Raw genomic sequence first — 23,178 nt, forward strand, 5'->3', positions numbered from 1 at the left:
GCAACGATAGCGGTGCCCGCGCCGGTGCCGCGCGGCCCGGCGTACCGGCCCGACCCGCGGACGCGGCTAGGGTGGCGCCCCATGGAGCACCGCCGTCTGGGCCGCACGGGTCTGCGCGTCTCGTCCCTGGGCCTCGGCACCATGACGTGGAGCCGGGACACCGACGACCACGAGGCGGCCGACCAGCTGCGCGACTTCGTCGAGGCCGGCGGCACGCTCGTCGACACCTCCGCCGCGTACGCCGACGGCGGCGCCGAGGAGCTGCTGGGCACCCTGCTGGGCGACGTCGCGGGGCGCGAGGACGTCGTCATCTGCACCAAGGCGGGCGTCCGGCGCACCGCCGACGGAGGCGTCGTCGACGCGTCGCGCGGGGCGCTGCTGGACAGCCTGGACGGTTCCCTGCGCCGGCTGCGCACGGACCACGTGGACCTATGGCTCGCGACCCCCGACGTCCGCACCCCGCTGGAGGAGACCGTCTCGGCGCTGCGCCACGCGGTCACGGCCGGCAAGGCGCGCTACGTGGGTCTCTCCAACCACCCCGGCTGGCAGGTGGCGCGGGCGGCGACGCTGCTCGAGCACGACCCCGGGCTCGCGGCCGTCGAGGCGGAGTACTCGTTGCTGCAGCGTGGTGTGGAGCGTGAGGTGCTGCCCGCCTGCACGGCGCTCGGCGCGGGCCTGCTGGCCTGGTCGCCGCTGGGGCGCGGTGTCCTGACGGGCAAGTACCGGCGCACGATCCCGGCGGACTCCCGGGCGGCCTCCGCGCACCTCGCGGGGTTCGTGCAGCCCTACCTCACGGCCGACGCCGCCGGGGTGGTCGACGCCGTCGTCACCGCGGCCGCGGGCCTGGACCGGACCCCGCTGGAGGTCGCCCTCGCGTGGGTGACGTCACGGCCGGGTGTGGCCAGCGCGATCGTCGGGGCGCGCACGGCCACGCAGCTGCGGGGCGCGCTGGCGGTCGACGACCTGCGGCTGCCGCCGGAGATCGTCGTCGCGCTCGACGAGATCACGGCCCCGCCCGCCGGCTACCCGGAACGCTGAGACACCGCCGGCGTCGGGCGCCGGCGCCCGGGCCGGCCTGCAGGTCAGGCGCCCGCGTGCGGGTACGCGAGGTCGTCGTCGAGATCCTCGTGCTCGTCCAGGTCGTCCTCGTCGTCGAGGTCGTCGTCGTCGAGGTCGTCGTCGTCCTCGTCGTCCTCCTCGGCGAGGTAGAACGGGGTGGCCTCCCCGTGAACCGTGCCGAGCGCGTCGTCGTAGACCTCGAACGCGTCCGCGAGGACGTCGTATGCATCGTCCACCGCAGGGTCGTCGTCGCCCTGCTTGGCGAGGACGGCGGCATAGTGCGCCTCGAGGGCGGCCACCAGACGGTCGAGGGCGGCGCGCGGGTCCACGGTCATGCGACGACGGTAGCGCCGCGCGGGGCACAATGGCAGCGCATCGGCGCCCACGGGCGCTCCTGGCACGACGTCGGGCCCGGACGGGCGGGACGGGGTGAGGCGATGGCGAACGGCACCGTGCGCGACCGGCGCAGCGAGTGGGACACGCAGGGCGGGCAGTGGGAGTACCGGGTCCTGCGGATCCCCCCGACGACGTCGGGTGGCGACGCGCGCCGCCTGCTGACGGACGAGGCCGAGTACGGGCGGTGGGAGCTGGCCCGGCTGCGGCTGTACGCGGGCGGCGAGCGACGCGTGTGGCTGCGCCGCAAGATCATCCGGGTGCGCTCGACGTTGGCCGAGACCCTCGGCTGACGGCACGGCGCCGGACGTGGACCGACGCGCGCCCGGGCCACCGACGGGCGGCCCGGGCGCGTCGTCAGCAGGTCGAGAGCAGCCGGTCCAGCACGCGCGTGCCGAACTGCAGGGCGTCCACCGGCACCCGCTCGTCGACGCCGTGGAACATGCCGGCGAAGTCGAGGTCGGCGGGCAGGCGCAGCGGCGCGAAGCCGTACCCCGTGATGCCGAGGCGCGACAGCGACTTGTTGTCGGTGCCGCCGGACAGCATGTAGGGCAGGACGTGGGCGCCCGGGTCCTCCGCGAGGACCGCCGCGGCCATCGCGTCGACCAGCGCACCCTCGAACGGCACCTCCAGGCCGGTGTCGCGCACGAGGTCGTCCACGCGCACGTGCGGTCCCGCCAGGCGGGCGACGGTCTCGTCGAACTCCGCCGAGCGACCGGGCAGGAACCGGCCGTCGACGACCGCCGTCGCCTCCCCGGGGATGACGTTCTCCTTGTAGCCGGCCGCCAGGCGGGTGGGGTTGGTCGAGTGGCGCAGGGTCGCCCCCACGAACCGCGACACCGGCCCCAGTGCCTCGACCAGCGCCTCCACGCCCGTGGGGTCGTCCGGGTCGAACGGCAGCCCCGTGAGGTCCGCGACGCCCTCGAGCAGCGCACGCACGGTGGGCGTGAGCTGCAGCGGCCAGGGGTGCGCGCCGATGCGGGCCACGGCCGACGCCAGGTGCGTCACCGCGTTGTCGGTGCTCACCTGGCTGCCGTGCCCCGCGCGGCCGCGCGCCACGAGCCGCAACCACGCCAGGCCCTTCTCCGCCGTCTGCAGCAGGTACACCCGTTGCCCGGCGACGTCGACGGAGAAGCCCCCGACCTCGCTGATCGCCTCGGTCGCCCCGGCGAACAGCTCGGGCCGGTGCTCGACCGCCCAGTGCGCGCCGAGCCGGCCCCCCGCCTCCTCGTCGGCGAACATGGCGACGACGACGTCACGGGCCGGCCGCCGGCCCTCGCGGACCATCTGCCGCACGACGGCGAGCACCATCGCGTCCATGTCCTTCATGTCGACCGCGCCGCGGCCCCACACCAGGCCGTCGCGCAGCTCGGCGGCGAACGGGTCCACGGACCAGTCGGGCGCGTGGGCGGGCACCACGTCGAGGTGCCCGTGCACGACCAGGGCCGGCCGCGACGGGTCGGCGCCCTCCAGCCGGACGACGACGTTGGCCCGCCCCGGCTCGCTCTCGAACAGCTCCGGCTCCAGGCCCACGTCCTGCAGCAGGCCCACGACGTACTCCGCCGCCGCCCGCTCCCCCGGCCCGGTGCCGTCGCCCGGGTTGGTGGTGTCGAACCGGATGAGCTCACGGCACAGGTCGACGACCTCGTCAGCGGCGGTCCCCGCGGCGCTCACCGCGCGACCGCCCCGAGCAGCCCGCGCCGCGCGAGCAGCGGCTCCATGTGCGGTCCCCGGCCGCGCAGGTCGGCGAACGACTGCAGCGGGTCCACGGACCCTCCGCGGGCCAGCAGCCGGTGGCGGAACGTGTCACCGTTGGCGCGGTCCAGCCCGCCGTTCTCGGTGAACCACTCCACGGTGTCCGCGTCGAGCACCTCGGACCAGATGTACGCGTAGTAGCCGGCCGAGTAGCCGCTGCAGAAGATGTGGTTGAAGTACGTGGTGCGGTACCGCGGCGGGACGGTGCGCAGGTCGACGCCGGCGGCGCGCAGCGCGCGGGCCTCGAGCTCCACGACGTCGGCCGGGTCCGTCGGCACCTCCTCAGGCTTCAGGCGGTGCCAGGCCTGGTCCAGCAGCGCCGCGGCGAGGTACTCCGTGGTGGCGAACCCCTCGCCGTCCTGACGCGCCGCGAGCAGCGTCCGCACCCACTCGTCGGGCATGGGCTCACCGGTCTCGTGGTGCACGGCGAACGACCGCAGCACCGTCGGGTCCCACGCCCACATCTCGTTCACCTGCGAGGGGTACTCCACGAAGTCCCGCGGCACGTTCGTGCCCGACTGCGACGGGTACCGCACGTCGGACAGCAGCCCGTGCAGCGCGTGCCCGAACTCGTGGAAGAGCGTGATGACCTCGTCCCACGTCAGCAGCGTCGGCTCGCCCGGCGGCGGCTTGGGCACGTTGAGGTTGTTGACGACGACCGGGGCGTCGCCCAGCAGCGTCGACTGCTCGACCAGGGAGTTCATCCACGCCCCGCCCCGCTTGGCCGGGCGGGTCCACCAGTCGCCGAGGAACAGGCCCAGGCCGGTGCCGTCGGCGTCGAACACCTCGAAGACGCGGACGTCCGGGTGGTAGCCGACCAGGTCGTGCCGCTCCGCGAAGGTCAGGCCGTAGAGCTTGTTCGCCGCCAGGAAGACGCCGTCGGCGAGGACGCGCTCGAGCTCCAGGTAGGGCCGCAGCTCCGCCTCGTCGAGCGCCCGGCGCTCCTGGCGCACGCGCCCGGCGTAGTACGCCCAGTCCCACGGCTCCAGCGAGGACCCCGGGTGGTCGGCCTGCAGCGCGTGCTCGAGGTCCGCGGCCTCCGCACGCGCGTTGGCGACGGCGGCGGGCGCCAGCCGCGACAGCATGTCCTCGACCGCCTGCGCCGACCCGGCCGTGGCGTCCGCGGCCACGTAGGCGGCGTGGTGCTCGAAGCCCAGCAGGCGGGCCCGCTCGGCACGCAGCCGCACCATGCCGAGCAGGGTGCTGCGGGTGTCGTTCTCGTCGCCGGCGGCACCGCGCCCGAGCGACGCGGTCATGATCCGCTCCCGCAGCCCGCGGTCGCGCAGGAGCGACAGCACGGACTGCTGGGTGGGCAGCTGCAGCTCGATGAGCCACGCGCCCTCGTGCCCGCGGGCGGTCGCCGCCTGGGCCGCTGCGGCCCGCGCGTCCTCGGGCAGACCGTCGAGCTCCGCCTCGTCGGTCACGAGGACGGCCGCCGCGTTGGTCGCGGCCAGCAGCCGCCGGCCGAACGTCGCGTCGAGGGTGGTCAGCTCCGCGTTGATCGCGCGCAGGCGCTCCTGCTCCTGCGCGCCGAGACCGACGCCCGCGCGGGCGAACCGGGTCCGCGTGCGGTGCAGCAGCCACGCCGTGTCGGGGGCGACCTCCGTGCCGTCGGCCTCGAGCGCCGCGGCGAGCGCCTCCACGCGCGCGTGCAGCCGGGCGTCCAGCCAGATCGCGTCGGAGTGCTCGGCGAGCAGCGGCGCGACCTCCTCCTCGATCGCCTGCAGACCCGGCGTGGAGTCCGCGCCGGCCTGGACGTAGAACGCCGACGCGGCCCGCGACAGCAGCCGCCCGGTGCGCTCCAGCGCCTCGAGCGTGTTCTCGACGGTGGGGTCGGCGGGGTCGGTGGCGACGGCCTCGACCTCGGCGCGCTGCTCGGCCATGCCCGCACGGATCGCGGGCAGGAAGTGCTCCTCGCGCAGCTCCCGGAAGTCCGGGAGGCCGTAGGGCAGGTCGGACGCCCGGGCGAACGGGTTGGCGGGGTCGAGCGGGAGCGCGTCGGAGGTCATGGGGCCATCGTCACAGACGCGGGCGCCGCGGGGCACGCACCCTCGCCCCGGGGCGTCGCGTCGCGCACGTCACGTCGGTGCCACCGCGCGGCGCGCGCGGCACCGCGGCTCAGCCCCGGGTGTCGGCGTCGGTCGGCAGCCACGCGTCGGGTGACGTCCAGGGGTAGCCGTGCGCCTGCGCGACGGCCTCGTTGAGCAGCCGCCCACCGTGCGTCGTCAGGCCGCCCGCGAGCGCGGGGTCCGCCGCCGCGGCACCCCGCCACCCCAGGTCGGCCAACGCGGCGAGGTACGGCAGCGTCGCGTTGGTCAGGGCACGTGTCGACGTCACGGGCACCGCCCCGGGCATGTTGGCGACGCAGTACAGCACGGAGCCGTGCACGCGGAACGTCGGCTCGTCGTGGGTCGTGGCCCGGGTGTCCTCGAAGCAGCCGCCCTGGTCGACCGCGACGTCGACCAGCACCGACCCCTGCCGCATGCGGGACACCAGCTCGTTGCTCACCAGGCGCGGTGCGCGCGCCCCCGGCAGCAGGACGGCGCCGACCACGAGGTCGGCGTCGAGCAGCTCGTGCTCGATCGCCCAGGTCGACGACGCGATCGTGCGCACGCGCCCGCCGAAGAGGTCGTCGAGCTCGCGCAGCCGCGGCACCGACAGGTCGAGCACGGTCACGTCGGCGCGCATGCCGGCGGCGATCTGGGCGGCGTGCGTCCCGACGACGCCGCCCCCGAGGACCACGACCTTCGCGCCGTCGACTCCCGGCACCCCGCCGAGGAGCAGGCCGCGGCCCCCCTCGTTGCGCATGAGGTGGTAGGCGCCCACCTGCGTGGCGAGCCGCCCGGCGACCTCGCTCATGGGTGCCAGCAGCGGCAGCGAGCCGTCGGCCAGCTGCACGGTCTCGTACGCGATCGAGGTGGTGCCGGCGGACAGCAGCGCGTCGGTGGTGGGCCGGTCGGCGGCCAGGTGCAGGTAGGTGAACAGCGTGAGGTCCGGACGCAGGTACGCGTACTCCTGGGCGATCGGCTCCTTGACCTTGCACACGAGCTCGGCCGCCCACGCGTCGGCAGCCGTGGGGACGATGCGGGCGCCGACGGCGGCGTAGTCCTCGTCGGGCACGGCGGAGCCGTCCCCGGCGCCGGCCTCGACCAGGACCTCGTGGCCCCGCGCGACGAGGTGCTGCACCCCGGCCGGGGTCAGGGCGACCCGGTACTCGCGGTTCTTGGTCTCGCGCGGGACGCCGACCTGCATGACGGTTCTCCTGGTGGCCGAGGGCGGTGCTCCTGTCGGTCCAGTCTGCTGCGGGGCTGTTGCGCCCGCATGACGACCTGATGGCGGTCGGTAGCGTGGCGGTGTGTCGACCGTGCACCGCAAGTCCCGCCAGGACGCCCCCGCCGGGTTCTTCGCGTGCGAGGCCGCGGGGCTGCGCTGGCTGGCTGCCGCCGGCGGCGTCCCGGTGGTGGAGGTGCTCGACGTCGCGGACGACCACCTCGACCTGGTGCGGCTGCACCCCGTCCCCCCGGACGCCGCCGCCGCCCGGGCGTTCGGGCGAGGGCTGGCCCGCACGCACGACGCCGGGGCGTCGGCGTTCGGCGCGCCGCCCGACGGGTGGTCCGGGGACGGGTGGTTCGGCCCGCTGGACGCGCCGTTGCCGATGCGGGCCGGCCGGTACGACTCGTGGGGCGCGTTCCTCGCGGCCTGCCGCGTCGAGCCGGTCGCGCGGGACCTGCGCCGCGCGGGCCTGACGACCCCGCAGGACGACGAGGCCTTCGGCAGGCTCGCGGACCTGCTGCGGGCGGGCCGGTGGGACGACGGCGAGCCGCCGGCGCGGCTGCACGGCGACCTGTGGCAGGGCAACGTGGTGTGGACGGACGGGGGTGCGACGCTCGTCGACCCGGCGGCGCACGGTGGGCACCGCGAGACGGACCTGGCCATGCTCGCGCTCTTCGGCCTGCCGCACCTCGACGAGGTGCTCCGGGCGTACGAGGAGGTCCACCCGCTGCCGGGCCGGCGCCACCGGGTGGGTCTGCACCAGCTGTACCCGGTCGCCGTGCACGCGCTGCTGTTCGGCGGCGGGTACGTCGCGCAGACCCGGGCGCTGCTGCACGGCGCGCTCGTGTGAGAACTTGGTGAGGGACCCGGGCACGCCCGGCGGGCACCCAGGTTCCGGGGTTAGCGTCACAGCGTCCCGGGAGGACGGCACCGGCGCCGTGCGGCCCGGGACGACCGATCGACCCACGCCCAGGAGGCCCCTCATCACCCGCCCCATCGTCCTCGTCCACGGCACCCGCACGTCCTCGGAGATCTGGTCGCCCCAGGTCCGGGCGCTGCAGCGCCGCGGGCACCCGACCGTGGCGATCGACCTGCCGGGGCACGGCTCACGCTCCGACGAGCGGTTCACCCTGGACGGCGCGCTGGCGGCCATCGACGACGCGGTCCGGTCCTGCGCGCAGCAGCCGCTGCTCGTCGGGCTCTCGCTGGGCGGCTACACGGCGCTGGCGTACGCGGGCCGGCACGAGGACCGCATCGCGGGGGTCGTGCTCGCGGGCTGCTCGACGGAGATCAAGGGCAAGCCGCTGTCGCTGTACCGGCGGGCGGCGCACCACGTGACGCGGTGGTTCGGCCTGGGCAAGGGCTCGTGGCACGTCGTGACCGACATGCTGACCGCGATGGCCGGGTACTCCCCGCTGAACGACCTGCGCCGTCTGCTGCTGCCCGTGTGGCTCGTCAACGGTGCGCGGGACCCGCTGCGCCTCGACGAGCGCCGCTACCTGCGTGCGGTGCCCCGCGCCCGGCTGACCGTCGTGCCCGGGGCGGGGCACGACGTCAACTCCCACGCCCCTGCCGCCTTCAACCGGGTGCTGCTGGACGCGTTGCACGAGCTCGCGGCCCGCACGCCCGCGCCTGCACTGGCCGCGGCCGTCTGACGTCCCGCTACCCTCTGCGGACGACCACGGAGGGAGCCGGCATGGAGCGCATCGCCGTGCTGTCGGACGTGCACGGCAACATGACGGCGTTCGACGCGGTGCTGCGGGACGTCGACGCCCGCGGCGTCACGACGGTGCTGAACCTCGGGGACGTCGTCGGCAAGGGCCCGCGCGGCTCGGCCGCCGTCGCCCGCAGCCGCGAGCGCTGCGCCGTGACCGTCCGCGGCAACTGGGACGACTTCCTCCCCCACCCGGACACGGTCCGTGACGAGGCGCTGACCTGGTGGTACGAGGAGCTCACGCCGGACGACCGCGCGTGGCTGCGCAGCCTGCCCCTGGTGCACCACCTGGAGCTGAGCGGGCGGCGGATCCGGCTGCTGCACGCATCGGCGCGCAGCGTGCACGTGCGCGTGCACTTCCACCACACCGCCGAGGAGTTCGCCGGCATGTTCGCCACCACCGAGCTCACGGGTGACGGCCCGGTGCCGACGATGGTCGGGTACGGCGACGTCCACGACACGTACGTCGAGACGCAGGACGGTCGCACGCTGTTCAACGTCGGCAGCGTGGGCAACCCGCTCGACGAGCCGACCGCCTCGTACGTCGTGCTGGAGGGCGAGCCGGGCGCCGACGCGTCGGCGCCGTTCTCGTTGCAGGTGGTGCGGGTGCCCTACGACGTCGAGGCCGAGATCGCCGTGGCCCGTGAGGCGCGGATGCCGCAGCGCGAGGCGTACGCGATCGAGCTGCGCACGGCCGTGTACCGCGGTCTGCACGCGGAGCGCGGGCTGCGCGCCGACGACGTCTGACCCGGTGCCGGCCTGGCGGGACGGTCGACCAGGCCGTCAGCGGCCGGCGGCACCCAGGAACGTGCGCAGCGCCGAGACGAAGGCCTCGGGCTGCTCGGAGTGCACCCAGTGCCCCGCCCCCTTGAGCGTCACCAGCGTCGTGCGCGGGAACAGGCGCCGCATCTGCGGCCCGTGCTCGGGGCGCACGTAGTCCGAGCGGTCCCCGGCGACCCACAGCACCGGGTGGTCGAACGTGGCGTCCCCCACGTCGGGGAACCCGCCGATCGTGGGCAGGTCGCGGCGCAGCAGGTCGAGGTTGGCCTGCCACCGGAACGTGTCGCCGTCGGCGCGCAGGTTCTGCAGCAGGAAGCCGCGGACCCGGGCGTCGTGGACGCGCTCCGCGAGGCGCTCGTCCGCCTCGCCGCGGCGGGTCAGGGTGCTCAGGTCGATCGCCGCGAGGCTGTCGAGCAGGTGCGCGAACTCCCCCAGGGACCCGCCGGACGCCGGCGCGATGTCCGCGACGACGAGCCGGTCCACGAGGTCGGGGTGCCGCAGGGCCAGCAGCATGGCGACCTTGCCACCCATCGAGTGCCCGACGACGTGCACGGGCCCGTCCGCCGCGAACCCGCCCCGCAGGTGCTCGGCCACCAGGTCGGCGGTCGCCGCGTAGTCGAAGTCCTCGGTCCAGGCCGAGCGGCCGTGGTTGGGCAGGTCGAGCAGCAGGGACCGGAACTCGGGCGTCAGCGCCTTGGCGACCTGCGTGAAGTTGCGGCCCTGCCCGAACAGTCCGTGCAGGAAGACGACCGGCTGCCCGGACTCCCCCACGGTGGTGCCGACGAGGGGCTGCGCGCTGGTGCTCACGGCCACCGAGCCTAGGGCGTGGGCCGCGCCGCGACCCGGTGGCGGCCGACGACGGTGTGCGCTGCCCGTGGCGGATCCGCCGTCGGCAGCACGGCGCCCCGGTCGCGCTCGACCCGGCGCAGGGTGGGGCCATGACCACACCGACCCCCACCCGCCCCTACGACGACGAGCTGCTCGCCCGGCTCGCGGACGAGCGCGTCGTCGCGCTCAGCACGGCGCTCGACGAGCAGACCGGGCACCGGCTGGCGGCGCAGCTGCTGCTGCTGTCCGCGGACGACCCGCGGACCGACATCACGCTGTGGATCAGCTCGCCCGGCGGGTCCGTCCCCGCGATGCTCGCGGTCCACGACGTGATGCGGCTGATCCCCAACGACGTGCGGACCGTGGCGGCCGGCATGGCCGCGAGCGCCGGGCAGTTCCTGCTCTCGGCCGGCACGCCGGGCAAGCGGTACGCCCTGCCGCACGCGCGGGTGCTGCTGCACCAGGGGTCGGCGGGGATCGGCGGCACCGCCGTGGACGTGGAGCTGCAGGCGGACGACCTGCGGCACACCCGTGACACGGTGCTGGGGCTGATCGCGCAGCACACGGGGCAGCCGGTCGAGCGCGTGCGGGAGGACTCGCTGCGCGACCGCTGGTTCACGGCGCAGGAGGCGCTGGCGTACGGGTTCGTCGACGCGGTCGCGACGAACCCGGCGGACGTACGCCCCCGGGTCGCGGGACGCGGTGCCGCCGTGGGGATCGCGGGGTTCGGCGCGTGAGCGGGTACCTGGTGCCGAACGTCGTCGAGCGGCGCGGCACGGTCGAGCGGTCGGTGGACGTGTTCAGCCGGCTGCTGTCCGAGCGGATCGTCTACCTGGGCACGCCGCTGGACGACGGGGTGGCGAACGTGCTGGTGGCGCAGCTGCTGCACCTCGAGTCGGAGAACCCCGACCTGCCGATCCAGCTGTACGTGAACTCTCCCGGCGGTGACACGTCGGCGATGCTCGCGGTCTACGACGCGATGCAGTACGTGCGGCCCGACGTGGAGACCACGTGCGTGGGGCAGGCCGCGGCGGACGCGGCCGTGCTGCTGGCGGGGGGCGCCGCCGGGCGGCGCGCGATCCTCGCGCACGGGCGGGTGGTGCTGCACCAGCCGTCGACCCGCGGGCAGGGGACGGTGCCGGACCTGATCCTGGCCGCGGACGAGGTGGTGCGGGTGCGGGCGCAGCTCGAGGAGGTGCTGTCCCGGCACACGGGCAAGGACACGGCGACCCTGCGCCGCGACACCGACCGCGACCTGGTGCTGACGGCCGAGCAGGCGGTGGCGTACGGAATCGCGGACCACGTGGTGCGGTCGCGGGGACGCTGACCGGGCGACGGGGCGACGGGGCGCGCCGGGAGGGCAGGGCGGGACGAGGGTCAGGCGGCCAGCAGCACGCCGGGACGCAGCGGGCCCGCGGGGCCGTCCGCCCGCCTCGGCAGCTCGGCCGCCCCCGACAGCGTCCGGACAGTCCCGCCCGCGTGCCCGCGCCCGTCCGCGCGGCCCAGGACGGCGGCGATGCCCTCCGCGAGGTCGACGAGCGTCAGCCCGAGGGCGTCCGTCAGCGCCGCCAGCACCTCGGACGACGGCTCCTTCAGGCCGCGCTCGACCTCCGAGAGGTACTGCGGCGACAGGCGCGCCCGGGCGGCCACGTCGACCAGGCGCAGGCCTCGGTCCTCCCGCGCGGCGCGCAGCAGCGCACCGATGGTCCGCCGCCACGCGGACGGGCGGCGCGTCACGAGCGGGACGACGTCGTGGTCCATGGACCGAACCTAGGTCCGCCGGGGGCGGTGCGGAGCACGATCTGCTGAGGGCAGAACGGCGGGGCCGGCGGTCACAGGTCGTGCTCGGCGAGCTCACGGAACTCGTCGGGCACCGTGCGCACGCGCGGCATCGCGGCGGGCAGGTACCCCACGGCGCGGGTGCCGAACCGGGCGCGCACCGCGTCGACGGAGCGGTCGACGGCCCAGCGTGCCGCGCCCGGCGCCGACCCCGGGCGCCGCGGGTCGTCGGCCTCCAGCGGCAGCTCCAGCTGCAGCGCGGACTGCGGGACGAGCCCGGACACCGAGACCGCGAGGAGCGTCACCTCGGGCTCCGGCTGCGGCTGGTCACGGATCGCCTGCCAGACGAGCTGCTCGGCGACCTCGGTGAGGGTCAGGGTGGTGGCCACCGGCCCGGGCAGCGTGGACGACCGCGTGACCGACCGCATGCCGGGGAACCGCACGCGCACGGTGACGGTGCGCCCGGCGCGGTCCTTGGCCCGCAGGCGTCCGGCGACGCGGTCGGCGAGCTGGGTGAGCACCTCGCGCACCAGCTCGCGCGTCACGGGCTGCCGACCGAGCGCGGACTGCGCCCCGACGGACCGCGCCCGGCCGGCACCGGCGACCCGGCGCGGGTCCTCGTTGTGCGCGAGCGCCGACATCCGCGCGCCGACCGCGTGCCCCAGCACCTGCTCGACAGCGCCCGAGGGCGTCCGGGCCAGCTCCCCGATCGTCGTGATGCCGCGCTCGGCCAGCCGGGCACGGGCCACCGGCCCGATGCCCCACATGAGCCCGACCGGCAGCGGGTCGAGGAACTCCTGCTCCCGCTCGGGGTCGACGACGACCAGGCCGTCCGGCTTGGCCACCTGGGAGGCGATCTTGGCCAGGTGCTTGGTGCGCGCCGCGCCCACCGAGATCGGCAGACCGACCTCCTCGCGGACCCGCCGCCGCAGGAGCTCCGCGATCTGCGCGGGCGGGCCGAACAGGTGCGTCGACCCCGAGACGTCGAGGAAGGCCTCGTCGATCGAGATCCGCTCCACGGCCGGCGTGACGTCGCCCAGGATGTCCATGACGCGGTCCGCGAGCGGCTGGTACTCCCGGAACCGACCGGGGACGAACCGCAGCGCGGGACACAGCCGCGCGGCGCGCCAGCCCGGCATGCCCCCGGCCACGCCGAACGCCTTCGCCTCGTACGACGCCGCCAGCACCACGCCCCCGCGTGCGCTGCCCCCCACCGCGATCGGGCGCCCGCGCAGGCGGGGGTCCAGCAGCTGCTCGACCGACGCGTAGAACGCGTCGAGGTCGGCGTGCAGGATCGTCGGGCCCGCCATGGGGCGAGCATAACTCGAACACCTGTTCGACCCGGCGTCTCGGCGTGGACCGCCCGGCGCGCTGCGGCCTCACCCGCGCCGGGCGGGCGCCGAGGACCGGACGCACCGTGCGGCGGGCCGGATCACCGGCCCGCCGCACGGGGGGTGCGTGAGCGCGTGGTCAGGCGGCCTCGCACGTGACGGTGGCGCCCGCGCCGCTGCCGGTGCCCTGGAACCCGAACGTGGTGCTCTGACCCGCGGCGACCGCACCGTTCCACGGCGCGTTGGTGACCGTCACCGCACCGCCCGAGCCGCTCGCCACACCGTTCCAGCTGGTCGACACGCCGCCACCGGGCAGCGTGACGCGCACCCGCCACCCGGTCAGCGAGGACCGTGCCGTGACCGTGACGTCGGCGACGAAGCCCTCGCCCCACTGGTTCACGACCCGGTACGCGGCGGTGCAGGCGGACGTGCCGCCGCCGTCCGTCGGGGGCGGCGTCGGCGTGAGGGACGGCGTCGCGGTGGGGGTCGGCGTCGGGGTGGGGGTCGGTGTCACGGTCGGCGTGGGTGTCACGGTGGGCGTGGGCGTCGGCTCGGCCCCCAGCGTCAGGTTCTTCTGCTGGACCGCCCAGCCGGACGTGCACAGACCGCAGTTCTGGCCCACGAAGGCCTGCCCGGCCTGCCGGTCGCCCTGGAGCTGCCACCGGAACCACAGCTGGGCCGCGCGGCCGAACTGGCCGCCGTTGGTCTCGTGGTACGTACCGCCGTGCCCCACGTCGAGGTTGCCCATGAACGCCGGCAGCCCGGCGGGCAGCTTGCCCCAGTCGTCCATCGCGTTGGGGTACGCGATGTCGCTCCGCCCGCCGATGATGTACGCGATCGGGTGGTCGAGGCGTCGCAGCTGGTAGTCGTCGGCGTCGTTGAGCAGGCCGCTGCTGAAGATGCCGGTGGTGCGCACGCGGGGGTCGTCCGACACGGCGTAGGCCTCGATGCCCCCGCACGAGAACCCGGCGGCGCCGACGTTGTCCGGGTCGATCCGACCGTAGAGCGGGCTGCCCTGCCGGGAGTTCTCGGCGGTCGCCCAGTCCATCGCCTGCGTCAGCCAGCTCGCGTTCGAGCTCCCGCCTCCCCCGGGGCGTCCGTTGGAGATCACGAGGAACCCGTACGACGCGATCTCCCGCAGGAAGTTCTGGGCGGAGGTCCCGTCGGCCGAGCACGCCCCGTTGGCCCAGACCACGACGGGCATCCGCTCCGCCGGGAGGTTCACCGGGCGGTACACCGTGTGGTTGGGCAGGGCGCTGGTCGTCGAGTAGTCGGCCGGGTGGGGGCCCGACCCTCCGGGCGCGGCCACGGCGGGCGTCAGCACGGCCGCGCCGACGAGCGCACCGGCGGCCAGCGCTGCGGCCAGGACGGGGCGGGTGAACGTTCGTCGTCTCATGGGGACCTCCGAGTGTGGGCGACGACGCCACGGACCCCGGGTGCCTCGGCGGGCGGGGCACGCGACCGGGCGGCGTCGCCGGCGAGCCGGTCGAGCAGGTGCACACTCACCGTCGCTGCAGTCACGACAAATGTCCAGGAACTGCCCGGACCGCTTCGGCTCCGAAACGTTTCCGCCACCCGACCGCGCGACCCCCGCCGAGCTCGACGTCCTCGCGGTGTCAGCCCGACGCACGGCGCGGCGGGTCCCGCGGGTCGTCCGCCGCGACGTAGTGCGTGACCCACCGGGCGGCGTCGGGCCAGGTGGGCGACATCACGGCCACGAGCCGCTCGTGCGCGAGAGGCCCCAGCGCGGTGTGCGCCTCGAGGAACGTGGCGCGCGCCTGCTCCCGCGGCCAGTCGGGAGGCAGGAGGTGCGGGGGCAGGTCGGGGTCGACCGCGGCGAAGCGACGCCACCCGTCCATCAGGGTCGCCCGCGCCACCAGCGCGGCCGCCGGACGGACGCGCCGCTCCCGGACGTCCACCAGCACCGGCTCGTGCCGCGCGACGAAGTCCCGGTAGGCACGCGCCAGCGCCTCCAGGTCGTACGCCGCGCCCGGCCCGCCCGGGCCCGCCTCGTCCTCGAAGCGGGTGCGCATGACCGACCAGCGCGCGCCGGGCACCCCGCCCAGCAGCTGCGCCAGCCCGTCGCGGACCGGCGCCGGGTCGTCGTCCGGGCTGATCCACACGCTGTCGTACAGCCGCACGAAGCCGAGGGCGCCGAGGGCCTTGCGCAGCGCGTGCCGCTGCGCCTGCAACGACTCCGGCAACGAGAAGGAGACGGTGAGCCACTGCCCGTCCCACACCCGCGGCACCCCGCCGAAGGCGAGGAACCGGTGCATCGTCGCACGGTGCCGCGCGACCGCCTGCGGCGCCACGTGGTACAGCGGCGTCCGACCGTTCGCCCGCACGCCGATCAGGCCGCGCCGGACCAGCCGCGACAGCGCCGCCCGGGCGCTCGCCGGGCTGATCCCGAACTCCCCGAGCACCGCGACGACCGTGGCCGACGGCAGCGCCGCGTCGGCGGAGTCGAGGTACTCCCCCAGGACGGTGGTCAGCAGGTGCTGCGGGCTGGGGCCACGCTGCTGCCGGGGCGCTGCGACGTCGACCCCGTGCGGTTCCACGGCGTCACGGTAGCCCGCTCAGCGCAGGGCGTCCGGCTCCGCGCCCGGCGCCCGCAGAGCAGCACCCGCCCGCCCCCCGGGTCCGACGGGCCGGTCACCACCACCGTCGTCCGCGTCGTCGTCCGCGTCGTCGTCCGCGTCGTCGTCCGTGACGTCCGCGCCCATGGGCGGGTCGAGCGTGCGCAGCCGGGAGAAGACGGCCCACGCCACCGCGACCAGCGGGACGGCGATCACCGCGCCGAGGATGCCGGCGGTCAGCGTCCCCGCGGTGACGGAGAGCGCCACCACGACCGGGTGCAACGACACCTGCCTGCCCATGATGAGCGGCTGCAGGATGTGCCCCTCGAGCTGCCCGATGAGGGCGATCCCCACACCCACGCCGACCGCCGACCACAACCCGTTGGCCGCGAGCGCCACGATCATCGCGACGACCATCGCCGCCGGTGCGCCGATGAGCGGGATGAACGCACCGATGAGCACCAGCACGGCGAGCGGCGCGGCGAGCGGCACCCGCAGGGCCGTGAGCAGGGCGAACGCGAGGAGACCGTCCGTGATCGCGATGATGACGGTGCCCCGCGTGTAGCCGGAGAACGTGTACCAGCCGGCGTCACCGGCGGTCTGCCAGGTCGGGCGGTTGCGGGCCGGGAGCTGGTTGAGGAACCACGTCCACATCTGGGCACCGCGGGCGAGGAAGAAGACGGTGCAGAAGACCGCGAGCGCGAGCGCGGTGAACCCCTCCACGACCGACCCGGCGCTGGCGGCGACCTCCCCGGCCAGGTCACCCGCGTGGTCCTGGATCCACTTCACGCCGTTCTCGATCCACGTGGCGATCTGCTCGCTGGTGATCGTGAACGGCAGCGTCCCGCTCTCGAGGAAGTCGGTGATCTGCTTGATGCCCGACTCGAACTGCTTGCTCAGGTCGTTCCACTGCGTCGCGATGGAGTAGCCGACGTACGTGAGCATGCCGACGAAGAACCCGATGCCGGCGAGCAGGGACAGGGCCGTCGCCAGGCCGCGGGGCATCACCCGCGACATGAGCTCGACCAGGGGACGCAGCACCGCGGTGAAGACCATCGCCAGGAAGACGGCGACGAACAGCAGCGTCACGCGGGACGTCGCGAAGAAGACGACGACGACGGCGGCCAGGACCACGAGCAGGCGCCACGAGACACCTGCCGAGCGTCGCAGCCAGCGGGGCGCCGTCTCGTCGCGACCCACGACCGCGGGGTTGCGACGACCGCCTGCGACCTTGCGCGCGGCTCCCGCCGCACCCGCGGACGCCCGCACGTCCGACCCGTCGACCATGCCGGACCTCCGCTTCGTCGTGGCGCTGACACGAGCAGTCTGCCCCCCGCGCACGCTGCCTGCGCGGTGGCCGACCGGCGAGCCCCCCGAACCCGCGGATGCGGGAACCACGACGGCACCGTGGTATGTTTTCTGCCGCGCCGAGGGGCCGGAAACGGCTCCTCGATGTCCACTCGTCCGGGTGGCGGAATGGCAGACGCGCTAGCTTGAGGTGCTAGTGCCCGAAAGGGCGTGGGGGTTCAAGTCCCCCTCCGGACACTCGTTGAGACAGCGACGAAGAACCCCTGACCTGCGGAGACGCGAGTCGGGGGTTTTTTCGTCCCCGCGGTGGAACCACGCCGTTCCCGACGTCACCGGACGTCGGAAGGCGACGAGGCCGTCGCGACCGGACGGCGCGGGCCGCGACCGCGCGGCGCCGTGCGCACCCCGGGGCCGCGCGGGGCGGAGGACCCCACCGGACCACCTACGCTGTCCCGCGATGATCACTCGTGCCGAAGGGGCGTACCTGGGAGCGGTCCGGGCGTTCCAGAACCCCATGCTCGACCTGCTGCACAAGCGGCACGCTCCCCTGGTCGTCTCGCTGCTGTCGCTCGTGTTCACGGCCGAGCGACCCGCCGTGCCCGTCGCGGACGCCCACACCGAGGTCGCCGACGCGCTGGACCAGCTGCGTGCCGCCGGCCACGGCGACGCCCTGCCGGTCGGCTCGGCCCGTGACCTGTGCCGGCAGTGGGCGGACGCGGGCTGGCTCGTGCGCCAGGTGCTGGACGACGACGTCGAGGTGTACCGGCTCTCGGCGCACGCGGTCGGGGCCCTCGAGGTCGCGGGCCGTGCCGGCGGTGCGCGGGCCCGGGTGTCGCAGTCGCGCGTGCGCACGCTGCTGGAGGCCGTCGAGCGGCTCGCGCTCGACGCCGACCCCGACGTCATGATGCGCATCGCCCGCCTCGACACCGAGGTGAAGCGGCTGCAGGCCGAGATCGCGCGCCTCGAGCGCACCGGCGAGGTCGACGAGGTCGACGACGAGGAGCTGCTCGAGGAGGCCGAGAACGTCGTGCACCTGGTGCGCGAGCTCCCCGCCGACTTCGCACGCGTCGCCGAGTCGATCAAGGCGATGCAGCGCGACGTCGTCACCGCCCTGCGCCAGGACCAGCGCCCGACCGGTGACGTGCTGCGCGAGTACCTGCAGCGCGGCGAGCAGGTCATGGACGCGACCCCGGAGGGGCGGGCGTTCGCCGGTGCGCTGCGGCTGCTGGGCGACCCGCAGCGGCTCGACGAGCTGTCCACGCAGCTCGACACGGTGCTGCGGCACCGGTTCGCCGCCCGGCTCCCCTCGGCCCAGCGCGCCGAGCTGCGCGAGATCGTCCGGCGCATCGAGCAGGGCCTCGACCAGGTGTTCACGGCGCAGCGCGAGGCGTCGTACGTGATCACGGCGCAGGTGCGCAACCACGACCCGCTGCGCGACCGGCAGGTCGACGACCTGCTGCGCGACGTCATGACGGGCATGCAGGCCTGGCTGCCGGACTCCCGCCGCGGGCAGGCCGTCACACCGCTGCGCCGGCTGCCCGTCGCGGACGTCGAGCACCTGCGCCAGACGCCCGGCGACCTGCGACCCGCCCAGGCGCCCGACGCGCTGCCGGACCGGGACGACGACGCGGACGTGTCGGACACCGACGCCCGCGCGTGGGGCGGGCCGCACTACGCCGACCTCGACGCGCACCTGCGCACGTTCGGCGAGGACGCACCCGAGGTCGACCTGGCCGCGGCGTTCCGCGCCGCGCCGGCGGAGCTGCGCCGGCCGGTCGACCTGCTGGGCCTGCTGGAGCTCGCGCACCAGCGCGGCATGACGGAGAGCGACGAGGTCGCGTTCGTCGACGCGGTCCGACCCGACGGCACGCGCCGCCGGTTCGCGTTCGGCGCGACGACGACGAGGACGAGGGACGAGGACCGATGACGGACACCGTCGTGCACGACGACCTGGAGGCCGGCGGGTTCATCGCGCCCGTCGCGATGGAGGACGACCCGGCCGAGCTGTTCGCCGGGGACACCGGCACGCTCGACGCCGAGGTGCGCCGGGTCCTCGTGCGGCTGCTGCAGCGCCGGTTCCTGCTGGCCGAGCGCAACCCGGCGCAGTGGCGCACCCTGCTGGAGAACCAGCAGGTCGTCGAGTCGCGCCTGCACGACCTGTTCGTCCACCTCGTCGTCGACCACGAGCGGGGCATCGCGTACAAGCGCCAGGTGCGCTCGGCCGAGCTCGACGTGCCCGTGCTGCTGCGCGACGAGCCGTACACGCGTGCCGAGACCCTCGTGCTCGTGCACCTGCGCACCGTCTTCCAGCGGGAGCGCGGCGCGGGCGAGACGTCGGCGCGCGTCGACGTCGAGGAGCTCGAGGCCACCGCGCTGACGTACTTCGACCCCGACGACACCAACGTCGCCGCGCACCAGCGTGAGATCCGCACGGCGGTCGCGCGGCTGGCCAAGGACGGCGTGATCGACGAGGAGTCCGAGGGGCGCTACCGCGTGACGCCGCTGGTGGAGGTCGTGCTCAGCAACGAGCGGCTCGCCGAGCTGCGCGAGTGGCTGCGGACGCGCGACGCAGCCATGCAGGATGACGACCCGCACGCCACGTCCGCGACGGACGACGAGACCCCTGCCCCGCGGTCCGACGTCACCGAGGACGCCGGCAGCGACGTCGACGACGCCGAGACGGGCAACGACGAGACGGACGACGCCGGGCCCGACGACGACGAGGCGGACGACGAGGAGGCGGACGCCTCGCAGACTGCCGCCGCGGAGGTGGCGGAGCGGGACGCGCTCGCCTCCCGGCCCACCACCGACGAGTCGCACGAGCGGACGGGTGACGCACCCCCGGGCGGCCCGGTCGACGAGATCCCCGGCCAGGGGACGATCGACGAGGCACTGGCGGACCAGGCGTCCGGCGAGGACGACGACGAGGAGACGGCACCGTGACGATGGTCGACTCGCTGTTCGGGCTGATCCCCGCGGCGTCGACGGGCCAGCAGTGGGTCGCGCTCGACCTGCAGCTGGTGAACTGGGGCGGCTACGACGGGCACCACCGGGTGCGCCTCGCGTCGACCGCGACGCTGCTGTCCGGCGGGTCCGGCTCGGGCAAGTCCACGCTGATGGACGCGTACATCGCGCTGCTGATGCCGCACACGACGCCGTTCAACGGGGCGTCGAACGGCGGGGTGGTGGGCCGTCCGCGCGGCAAGGACCAGCGCAACATCCTGTCGTACGCGCGCGGCAAGCTCGACGAGTCGCGCACCGAGGAGGGCACCCGGCAGCGGGTGCTGCGCGGCGACGGCAAGGACACGTGGTCGGCGATCGCGATGACGTGGGCCGACCAGTCGGGCACCCGCTTCACGGCGGTGCGCGGCTGGTACGTGCCGTCGTCGGCGCGCACGCTCGAGGACGTCACCGCCGTGCGGGCGACGTGCGAGACCGCGTTCGACCTGCGGGACCTGGAGCCGGCCGCGGCGCAGCGCCTGGCGCGCTCGGCGGTGGCGGCCGCGGGGCTCACGTGCTTCGACACCGACCGCGAGTTCACCGCGCGGCTGCACTCGACCCTGGGGATCGGTGCCGCGGGTGACGGCGGCAAGGCCGTCGCCCTGCTGGGGCGCATCCAGGCGGGCCAGCAGATCACCACGGTCGACGCGCTGTACAAGGCGATGGTGCTCGAGGAGCCCGACACGTTCGCCACGGCCGACGCCGTGGTCGAGCAGTTCGACAAGCTCACGGGCACGCGCGAGCAGATGATCACCGCACGCCAGCAGGTCAAGGCCCTCGAGCCGATCCGGGAGCACCGCGCCGCGATCGAGGAGGCCGCGGCCCGGCTGCGCGTCGTCGACGCGGTCGGCGGGTTCGACGACGGCACGTCGCCGGCAGCGCTGTGGCGCCACGAGCGGCGCCTGGGGCTGCTCCGGGACGTCGAGACGGACCTGCAGGGCCGGCACCGGGAGGCGCAGCGGCTGGCGGCGGAGACCTCGGCGCGCATCGCCGCCGCCCGCACGGAGCTCGACGGGGTCAAGCAGACCCTGTGGGCGTCGGGCGGCGACCGGCTCGCCACCGCGCAGCGCGAGCTGCGGGGCGTCGGGACGCGGCTGGACGAGGTGACCCGGGCGCGGGCCCGGCTCGAGGAGGTCCTCACCTCGACGCTCGGGACGTCGGTCACGACGCTCGAGGAGTTCACCGACCTCGTCGCCCGCGCCCGGCACGCGCTCGCCGACTCCGACGCCAAGGCCGGCGCCCGGCAGGCGCTGTTCGACGCGATGTCCGAGCGCAAGGAGGCCTCGGCCGACCTGGCCGTCCTGCGCCGCGACCACGACGACGCGCGGCACCGCCACGACAACATCCCCGGAGACCTGCACGCGACGCGCGCGGCACTGGCCCAGGCGGCCGGTCTGGCGCCCGAGGACCTGCCGTTCGTCGCCGAGCTGGTCGAGGTCCGCACCGAGCACGAGCCGTGGCGCGACGCGTTCAACCTGGCGCTGGGCGGGTTCGCGACGCTCCTGCTGATCGACATCGCCCACCTGCAGGCGTTCCGGCGCGCCATCGACACGGTCCGCACGGGTCGGCGCATCCGCTTCGAGGGCGTCCCCACGGACCTGCGCGACGACGTCGGCATGGACGGCCGCACGCTGCCCGGCCGGCTGGACTACCGGCAGAGCCCGTTCACGGGCTGGCTGAAGGGTGAGCTCGCGTCCCGGTTCGCGTACGTCTGCGTGGACACCCCCGGGGAGCTCGCGCAGCACGAGAAGGCGCTGACGCGCGGCGGCCAGGTCTCCGAGGGGCGTCGCGGCGCGCACGGCGGGCAGGGGGCCCGCAACGTGCTGGGCTTCACGAACACGCGCCGCCTGAGCGACCTGGAGCGGCAGGTCGAGGTCGCGGAGGCGCGGCTCGCGTCCGCGGAGGCCCGCGTCGAGGAGGCGGAGGCCGCCTGGGACCGGCACGACGCGACGCTGCGCGCGTACACCGCCGTGGTCGAGCTCACGTGGGACCAGGTCGACGTCGCCGGCGTGGAGGCCGAGCGGGACCGCTGGCAGTTCGTCGTCGACGAGGTCACGTCCGGCAACCCCGACGTGGTGCGCCTGCAGCAGCGGGCCGTCGAGCTCGAGGTGCTCATCCAGGACCTCACCGAGCAGCTGGGGCGCACCAAGGGTGCCGCCGGCGACCTCGGGGAGCGCTGGTCGGCGACGACCGACGCGGTGGACGTCGCCCAGGGCGCGCTGGACGCCGCGCACGACGCGGGGACGCAGCTCGACCCGGAGCAGCGGGCGTACCTCGAGCACGTGCTGGGCGGCGGCGCCGCGGACCAGCCGAGTGGCGGCGCCGCGGACCAGCCGGGCGCGGACGCGCGCACCGACCCGTCCGCCGCGCTCGACGCCTTCGACGCCGTCGTGTCACGAGCGGCGGACCTGCTGCGCGCGGACCGTCAGGCCGCCCAGCAGACGGTCGCGACGGCGCGCGAGGCCCTGCGCCGCACGTTCGAGACGTTCGTCGAGCGCTGGCCCGACCCGAACCTCGGCACCGACCCGGACGCGTCGTACGCGGACTACGACCGCATCCTCACCGAGCTGCAGGCCCAGGGTCTGCACGAGCTCGAGGCGGAGTGGCGCAAGAGCCTGCTGCGGCTGTCCGGCAACGACCTGGCGGACCTGCACAGCGCGCTGTCCCGCTCGGTGCGCGAGATCAAGGAACGCATCCGGCCGGTCAACGACATCCTCGCTGACCTGCCGTTCGCGGACGACGACCACCGCCTGCGCATCGACGCGCGCGACACGCAGTCGACCGTCGTCGCCCGGTTCCGCAAGGAGCTGCGTGAGCTGCGCGAGGTGCTCTCGACCGAGGCGACGGACGCCGAGCGCGAGCGCCGGTACCACCGGATGGCCAAGGTCATCGACCGCATCCGCCGCACGTCCCCGGACTTCGCGGACCTCGTCGACGTGCGCCGGCACGTGCGGCTGTCCGCGGAGAAGGTCGACCTCGACGGGAACCACGTCGCGCTGTACGACCACATCGGCGAGAAGTCCGGCGGGGAGTCGCAGGAGCTCGTCGCGTTCATCGTCGGCGCGGCGCTGCGCTACCAGCTCGGCGACGCGGGCGCCGAGCGTCCCCGGTACGCCCCGGTGTTCCTCGACGAGGCCCTCATCAAGGCCGACGCCCGGTTCACCGGCCGCGCGATCGGCGCGTGGCGCGGGCTCGGGTTCCAGCTGATCATCGGGGCGCCGAACGACAAGTTCAGCGCGCTGGAGCCGCACGTGGACCTGAAGTACGTGGTGCTGAAGGACGCCACGGGCCGGTCGCGGACCAAGCCGGTGGCCGGGGTGGCGCAGGACGCCGGGACGACTCGCGACGGGCGGGGCGGAACCGGACGATCCGGCGTCTAGCG

Annotated in this window: 19 protein-coding genes, 1 tRNA gene and 1 pseudogene; 11 read left to right on the forward strand and 10 right to left on the reverse strand. The window is 75.1% G+C overall.

The window, feature by feature from the left end; translation table 11 throughout:
- Positions 1-81: 81 nt before the first annotated feature.
- Entirely contained in the window at positions 82-1,038 is a 957-nt protein-coding gene (locus BMZ16_RS08220; RefSeq protein ID WP_089799308.1) for an aldo/keto reductase, read from the forward strand.
- Positions 1,039-1,082: 44 nt separating this feature from the next.
- Here BMZ16_RS08220 and BMZ16_RS08225 read toward each other — a convergent pair whose 3' ends face one another.
- Positions 1,083-1,394: a primosomal protein gene (locus BMZ16_RS08225; RefSeq protein ID WP_089799310.1), complete on the reverse strand. Its 312-nt coding sequence runs from the start codon at positions 1,392-1,394 to the stop codon at positions 1,083-1,085.
- 102 nt (positions 1,395-1,496) lie between these two features.
- On the opposite strand from BMZ16_RS08225, the gene BMZ16_RS08230 reads away from it, so the two are divergent.
- Entirely contained in the window at positions 1,497-1,745 is a 249-nt protein-coding gene (locus BMZ16_RS08230; RefSeq protein WP_089799311.1) for a DUF5703 family protein, read from the forward strand.
- Positions 1,746-1,809: 64 nt separating this feature from the next.
- Here the strand turns inward: BMZ16_RS08230 and BMZ16_RS08235 are convergent, their stop codons facing one another.
- From BMZ16_RS08235 to ald, 3 genes are all read right to left on the reverse strand, one after another.
- Positions 1,810-3,126 carry a M20/M25/M40 family metallo-hydrolase gene (locus tag BMZ16_RS08235; protein WP_089799313.1) on the reverse strand — a complete coding sequence of 439 codons (1,317 nt, stop codon included), beginning with the start codon at positions 3,124-3,126 and terminating at the stop codon, positions 1,810-1,812.
- Positions 3,123-5,216, reverse strand: coding sequence for a M3 family metallopeptidase (locus BMZ16_RS08240; RefSeq protein WP_089799315.1), 2,094 nt, complete (start codon positions 5,214-5,216; stop codon positions 3,123-3,125). Before BMZ16_RS08240 ends, BMZ16_RS08235 begins: the two co-directional genes overlap by 4 nt.
- A gap of 109 nt (positions 5,217-5,325) precedes the next feature.
- The gene (ald, locus tag BMZ16_RS08245; RefSeq protein WP_089799317.1) at positions 5,326-6,459 is read right to left on the reverse strand and encodes an alanine dehydrogenase; all 1,134 of its coding nucleotides are present in this window, start codon (positions 6,457-6,459) and stop codon (positions 5,326-5,328) included.
- Positions 6,460-6,562: 103 nt separating this feature from the next.
- Here ald and BMZ16_RS08250 point away from each other — a divergent pair, with 103 nt between their 5' ends.
- The 3 genes from BMZ16_RS08250 to BMZ16_RS08260 all read left to right on the forward strand — a co-directional run bounded on the left by BMZ16_RS08250 (position 6,563) and on the right by BMZ16_RS08260 (position 8,941).
- Complete coding sequence (locus tag BMZ16_RS08250) at positions 6,563-7,330, forward strand: fructosamine kinase family protein (protein WP_089799319.1); 768 nt, start codon at positions 6,563-6,565, stop codon at positions 7,328-7,330.
- 88 nt (positions 7,331-7,418) lie between these two features.
- On the forward strand, positions 7,419-8,135 hold the full coding sequence (locus BMZ16_RS08255) for an alpha/beta fold hydrolase (protein ID WP_255366455.1): 717 nt from the start codon (positions 7,419-7,421) through the stop codon (positions 8,133-8,135).
- A gap of 41 nt (positions 8,136-8,176) precedes the next feature.
- Entirely contained in the window at positions 8,177-8,941 is a 765-nt protein-coding gene (locus tag BMZ16_RS08260; protein WP_089799321.1) for a metallophosphoesterase family protein, read from the forward strand.
- A 36-nt stretch (positions 8,942-8,977) separates the two neighbouring features.
- Here the strand turns inward: BMZ16_RS08260 and BMZ16_RS08265 are convergent, their stop codons facing one another.
- On the reverse strand, positions 8,978-9,781 hold the full coding sequence (locus BMZ16_RS08265; protein WP_089799999.1) for an alpha/beta fold hydrolase: 804 nt from the start codon (positions 9,779-9,781) through the stop codon (positions 8,978-8,980).
- Between the two features lie 131 nt (positions 9,782-9,912).
- On the opposite strand from BMZ16_RS08265, the gene BMZ16_RS08270 reads away from it, so the two are divergent.
- Complete coding sequence (locus tag BMZ16_RS08270) at positions 9,913-10,539, forward strand: ClpP family protease (protein WP_089800001.1); 627 nt, start codon at positions 9,913-9,915, stop codon at positions 10,537-10,539.
- Positions 10,536-11,129: a ClpP family protease gene (locus tag BMZ16_RS08275; RefSeq protein ID WP_089799323.1), complete on the forward strand. Its 594-nt coding sequence runs from the start codon at positions 10,536-10,538 to the stop codon at positions 11,127-11,129. Before BMZ16_RS08270 ends, BMZ16_RS08275 begins: the two co-directional genes overlap by 4 nt.
- Positions 11,130-11,179: 50 nt before the next feature.
- Here BMZ16_RS08275 and BMZ16_RS08280 read toward each other — a convergent pair whose 3' ends face one another.
- The 5 genes from BMZ16_RS08280 to BMZ16_RS08300 form a co-directional block, all read right to left on the reverse strand.
- Positions 11,180-11,563, reverse strand: coding sequence for a helix-turn-helix domain-containing protein (locus BMZ16_RS08280; protein ID WP_089799325.1), 384 nt, complete (start codon positions 11,561-11,563; stop codon positions 11,180-11,182).
- A gap of 71 nt (positions 11,564-11,634) precedes the next feature.
- Positions 11,635-12,891 carry a DNA polymerase IV gene (gene dinB / locus BMZ16_RS08285; RefSeq protein ID WP_089799327.1) on the reverse strand — a complete coding sequence of 419 codons (1,257 nt, stop codon included), beginning with the start codon at positions 12,889-12,891 and terminating at the stop codon, positions 11,635-11,637.
- 160 nt (positions 12,892-13,051) lie between these two features.
- Positions 13,052-14,308 (reverse strand): cellulose binding domain-containing protein, encoded by a 1,257-nt coding sequence (locus BMZ16_RS08290; protein ID WP_089799329.1) that lies wholly within the window; start codon positions 14,306-14,308, stop codon positions 13,052-13,054.
- Between the two features lie 220 nt (positions 14,309-14,528).
- Positions 14,529-15,470: a PaaX family transcriptional regulator gene (locus tag BMZ16_RS08295; protein ID WP_089799331.1), complete on the reverse strand. Its 942-nt coding sequence runs from the start codon at positions 15,468-15,470 to the stop codon at positions 14,529-14,531.
- An 18-nt stretch (positions 15,471-15,488) separates the two neighbouring features.
- On the reverse strand, positions 15,489-16,775 hold the full coding sequence (locus tag BMZ16_RS08300; RefSeq protein ID WP_089799332.1) for an AI-2E family transporter: 1,287 nt from the start codon (positions 16,773-16,775) through the stop codon (positions 15,489-15,491).
- 175 nt (positions 16,776-16,950) lie between these two features.
- On the opposite strand from BMZ16_RS08300, the gene BMZ16_RS08305 reads away from it, so the two are divergent.
- The 4 genes and pseudogenes from BMZ16_RS08305 to BMZ16_RS08320 all read left to right on the forward strand — a co-directional run bounded on the left by BMZ16_RS08305 (position 16,951) and on the right by BMZ16_RS08320 (position 23,176).
- Positions 16,951-17,033 (forward strand) — tRNA-Leu (locus BMZ16_RS08305).
- Positions 17,034-17,253: 220 nt separating this feature from the next.
- Complete coding sequence (locus BMZ16_RS08310; RefSeq protein ID WP_089799334.1) at positions 17,254-18,723, forward strand: DUF3375 domain-containing protein; 1,470 nt, start codon at positions 17,254-17,256, stop codon at positions 18,721-18,723.
- Positions 18,720-19,379 (forward strand): annotated as a pseudogene (locus BMZ16_RS08315) (DUF4194 domain-containing protein); the annotation flags it as partial. The gene BMZ16_RS08310 and the pseudogene BMZ16_RS08315, both read left to right, overlap by 4 nt.
- 356 nt (positions 19,380-19,735) lie before the next feature.
- Positions 19,736-23,176 (forward strand): ATP-binding protein, encoded by a 3,441-nt coding sequence (locus BMZ16_RS08320; RefSeq protein ID WP_089799336.1) that lies wholly within the window; start codon positions 19,736-19,738, stop codon positions 23,174-23,176.
- Positions 23,177-23,178 lie beyond the last annotated feature (2 nt).

The sequence above is a fragment of the Cellulomonas sp. KH9 genome (assembly GCF_900114185.1).
Classification (GTDB): Bacteria; Actinomycetota; Actinomycetes; order Actinomycetales; family Cellulomonadaceae; genus Cellulomonas.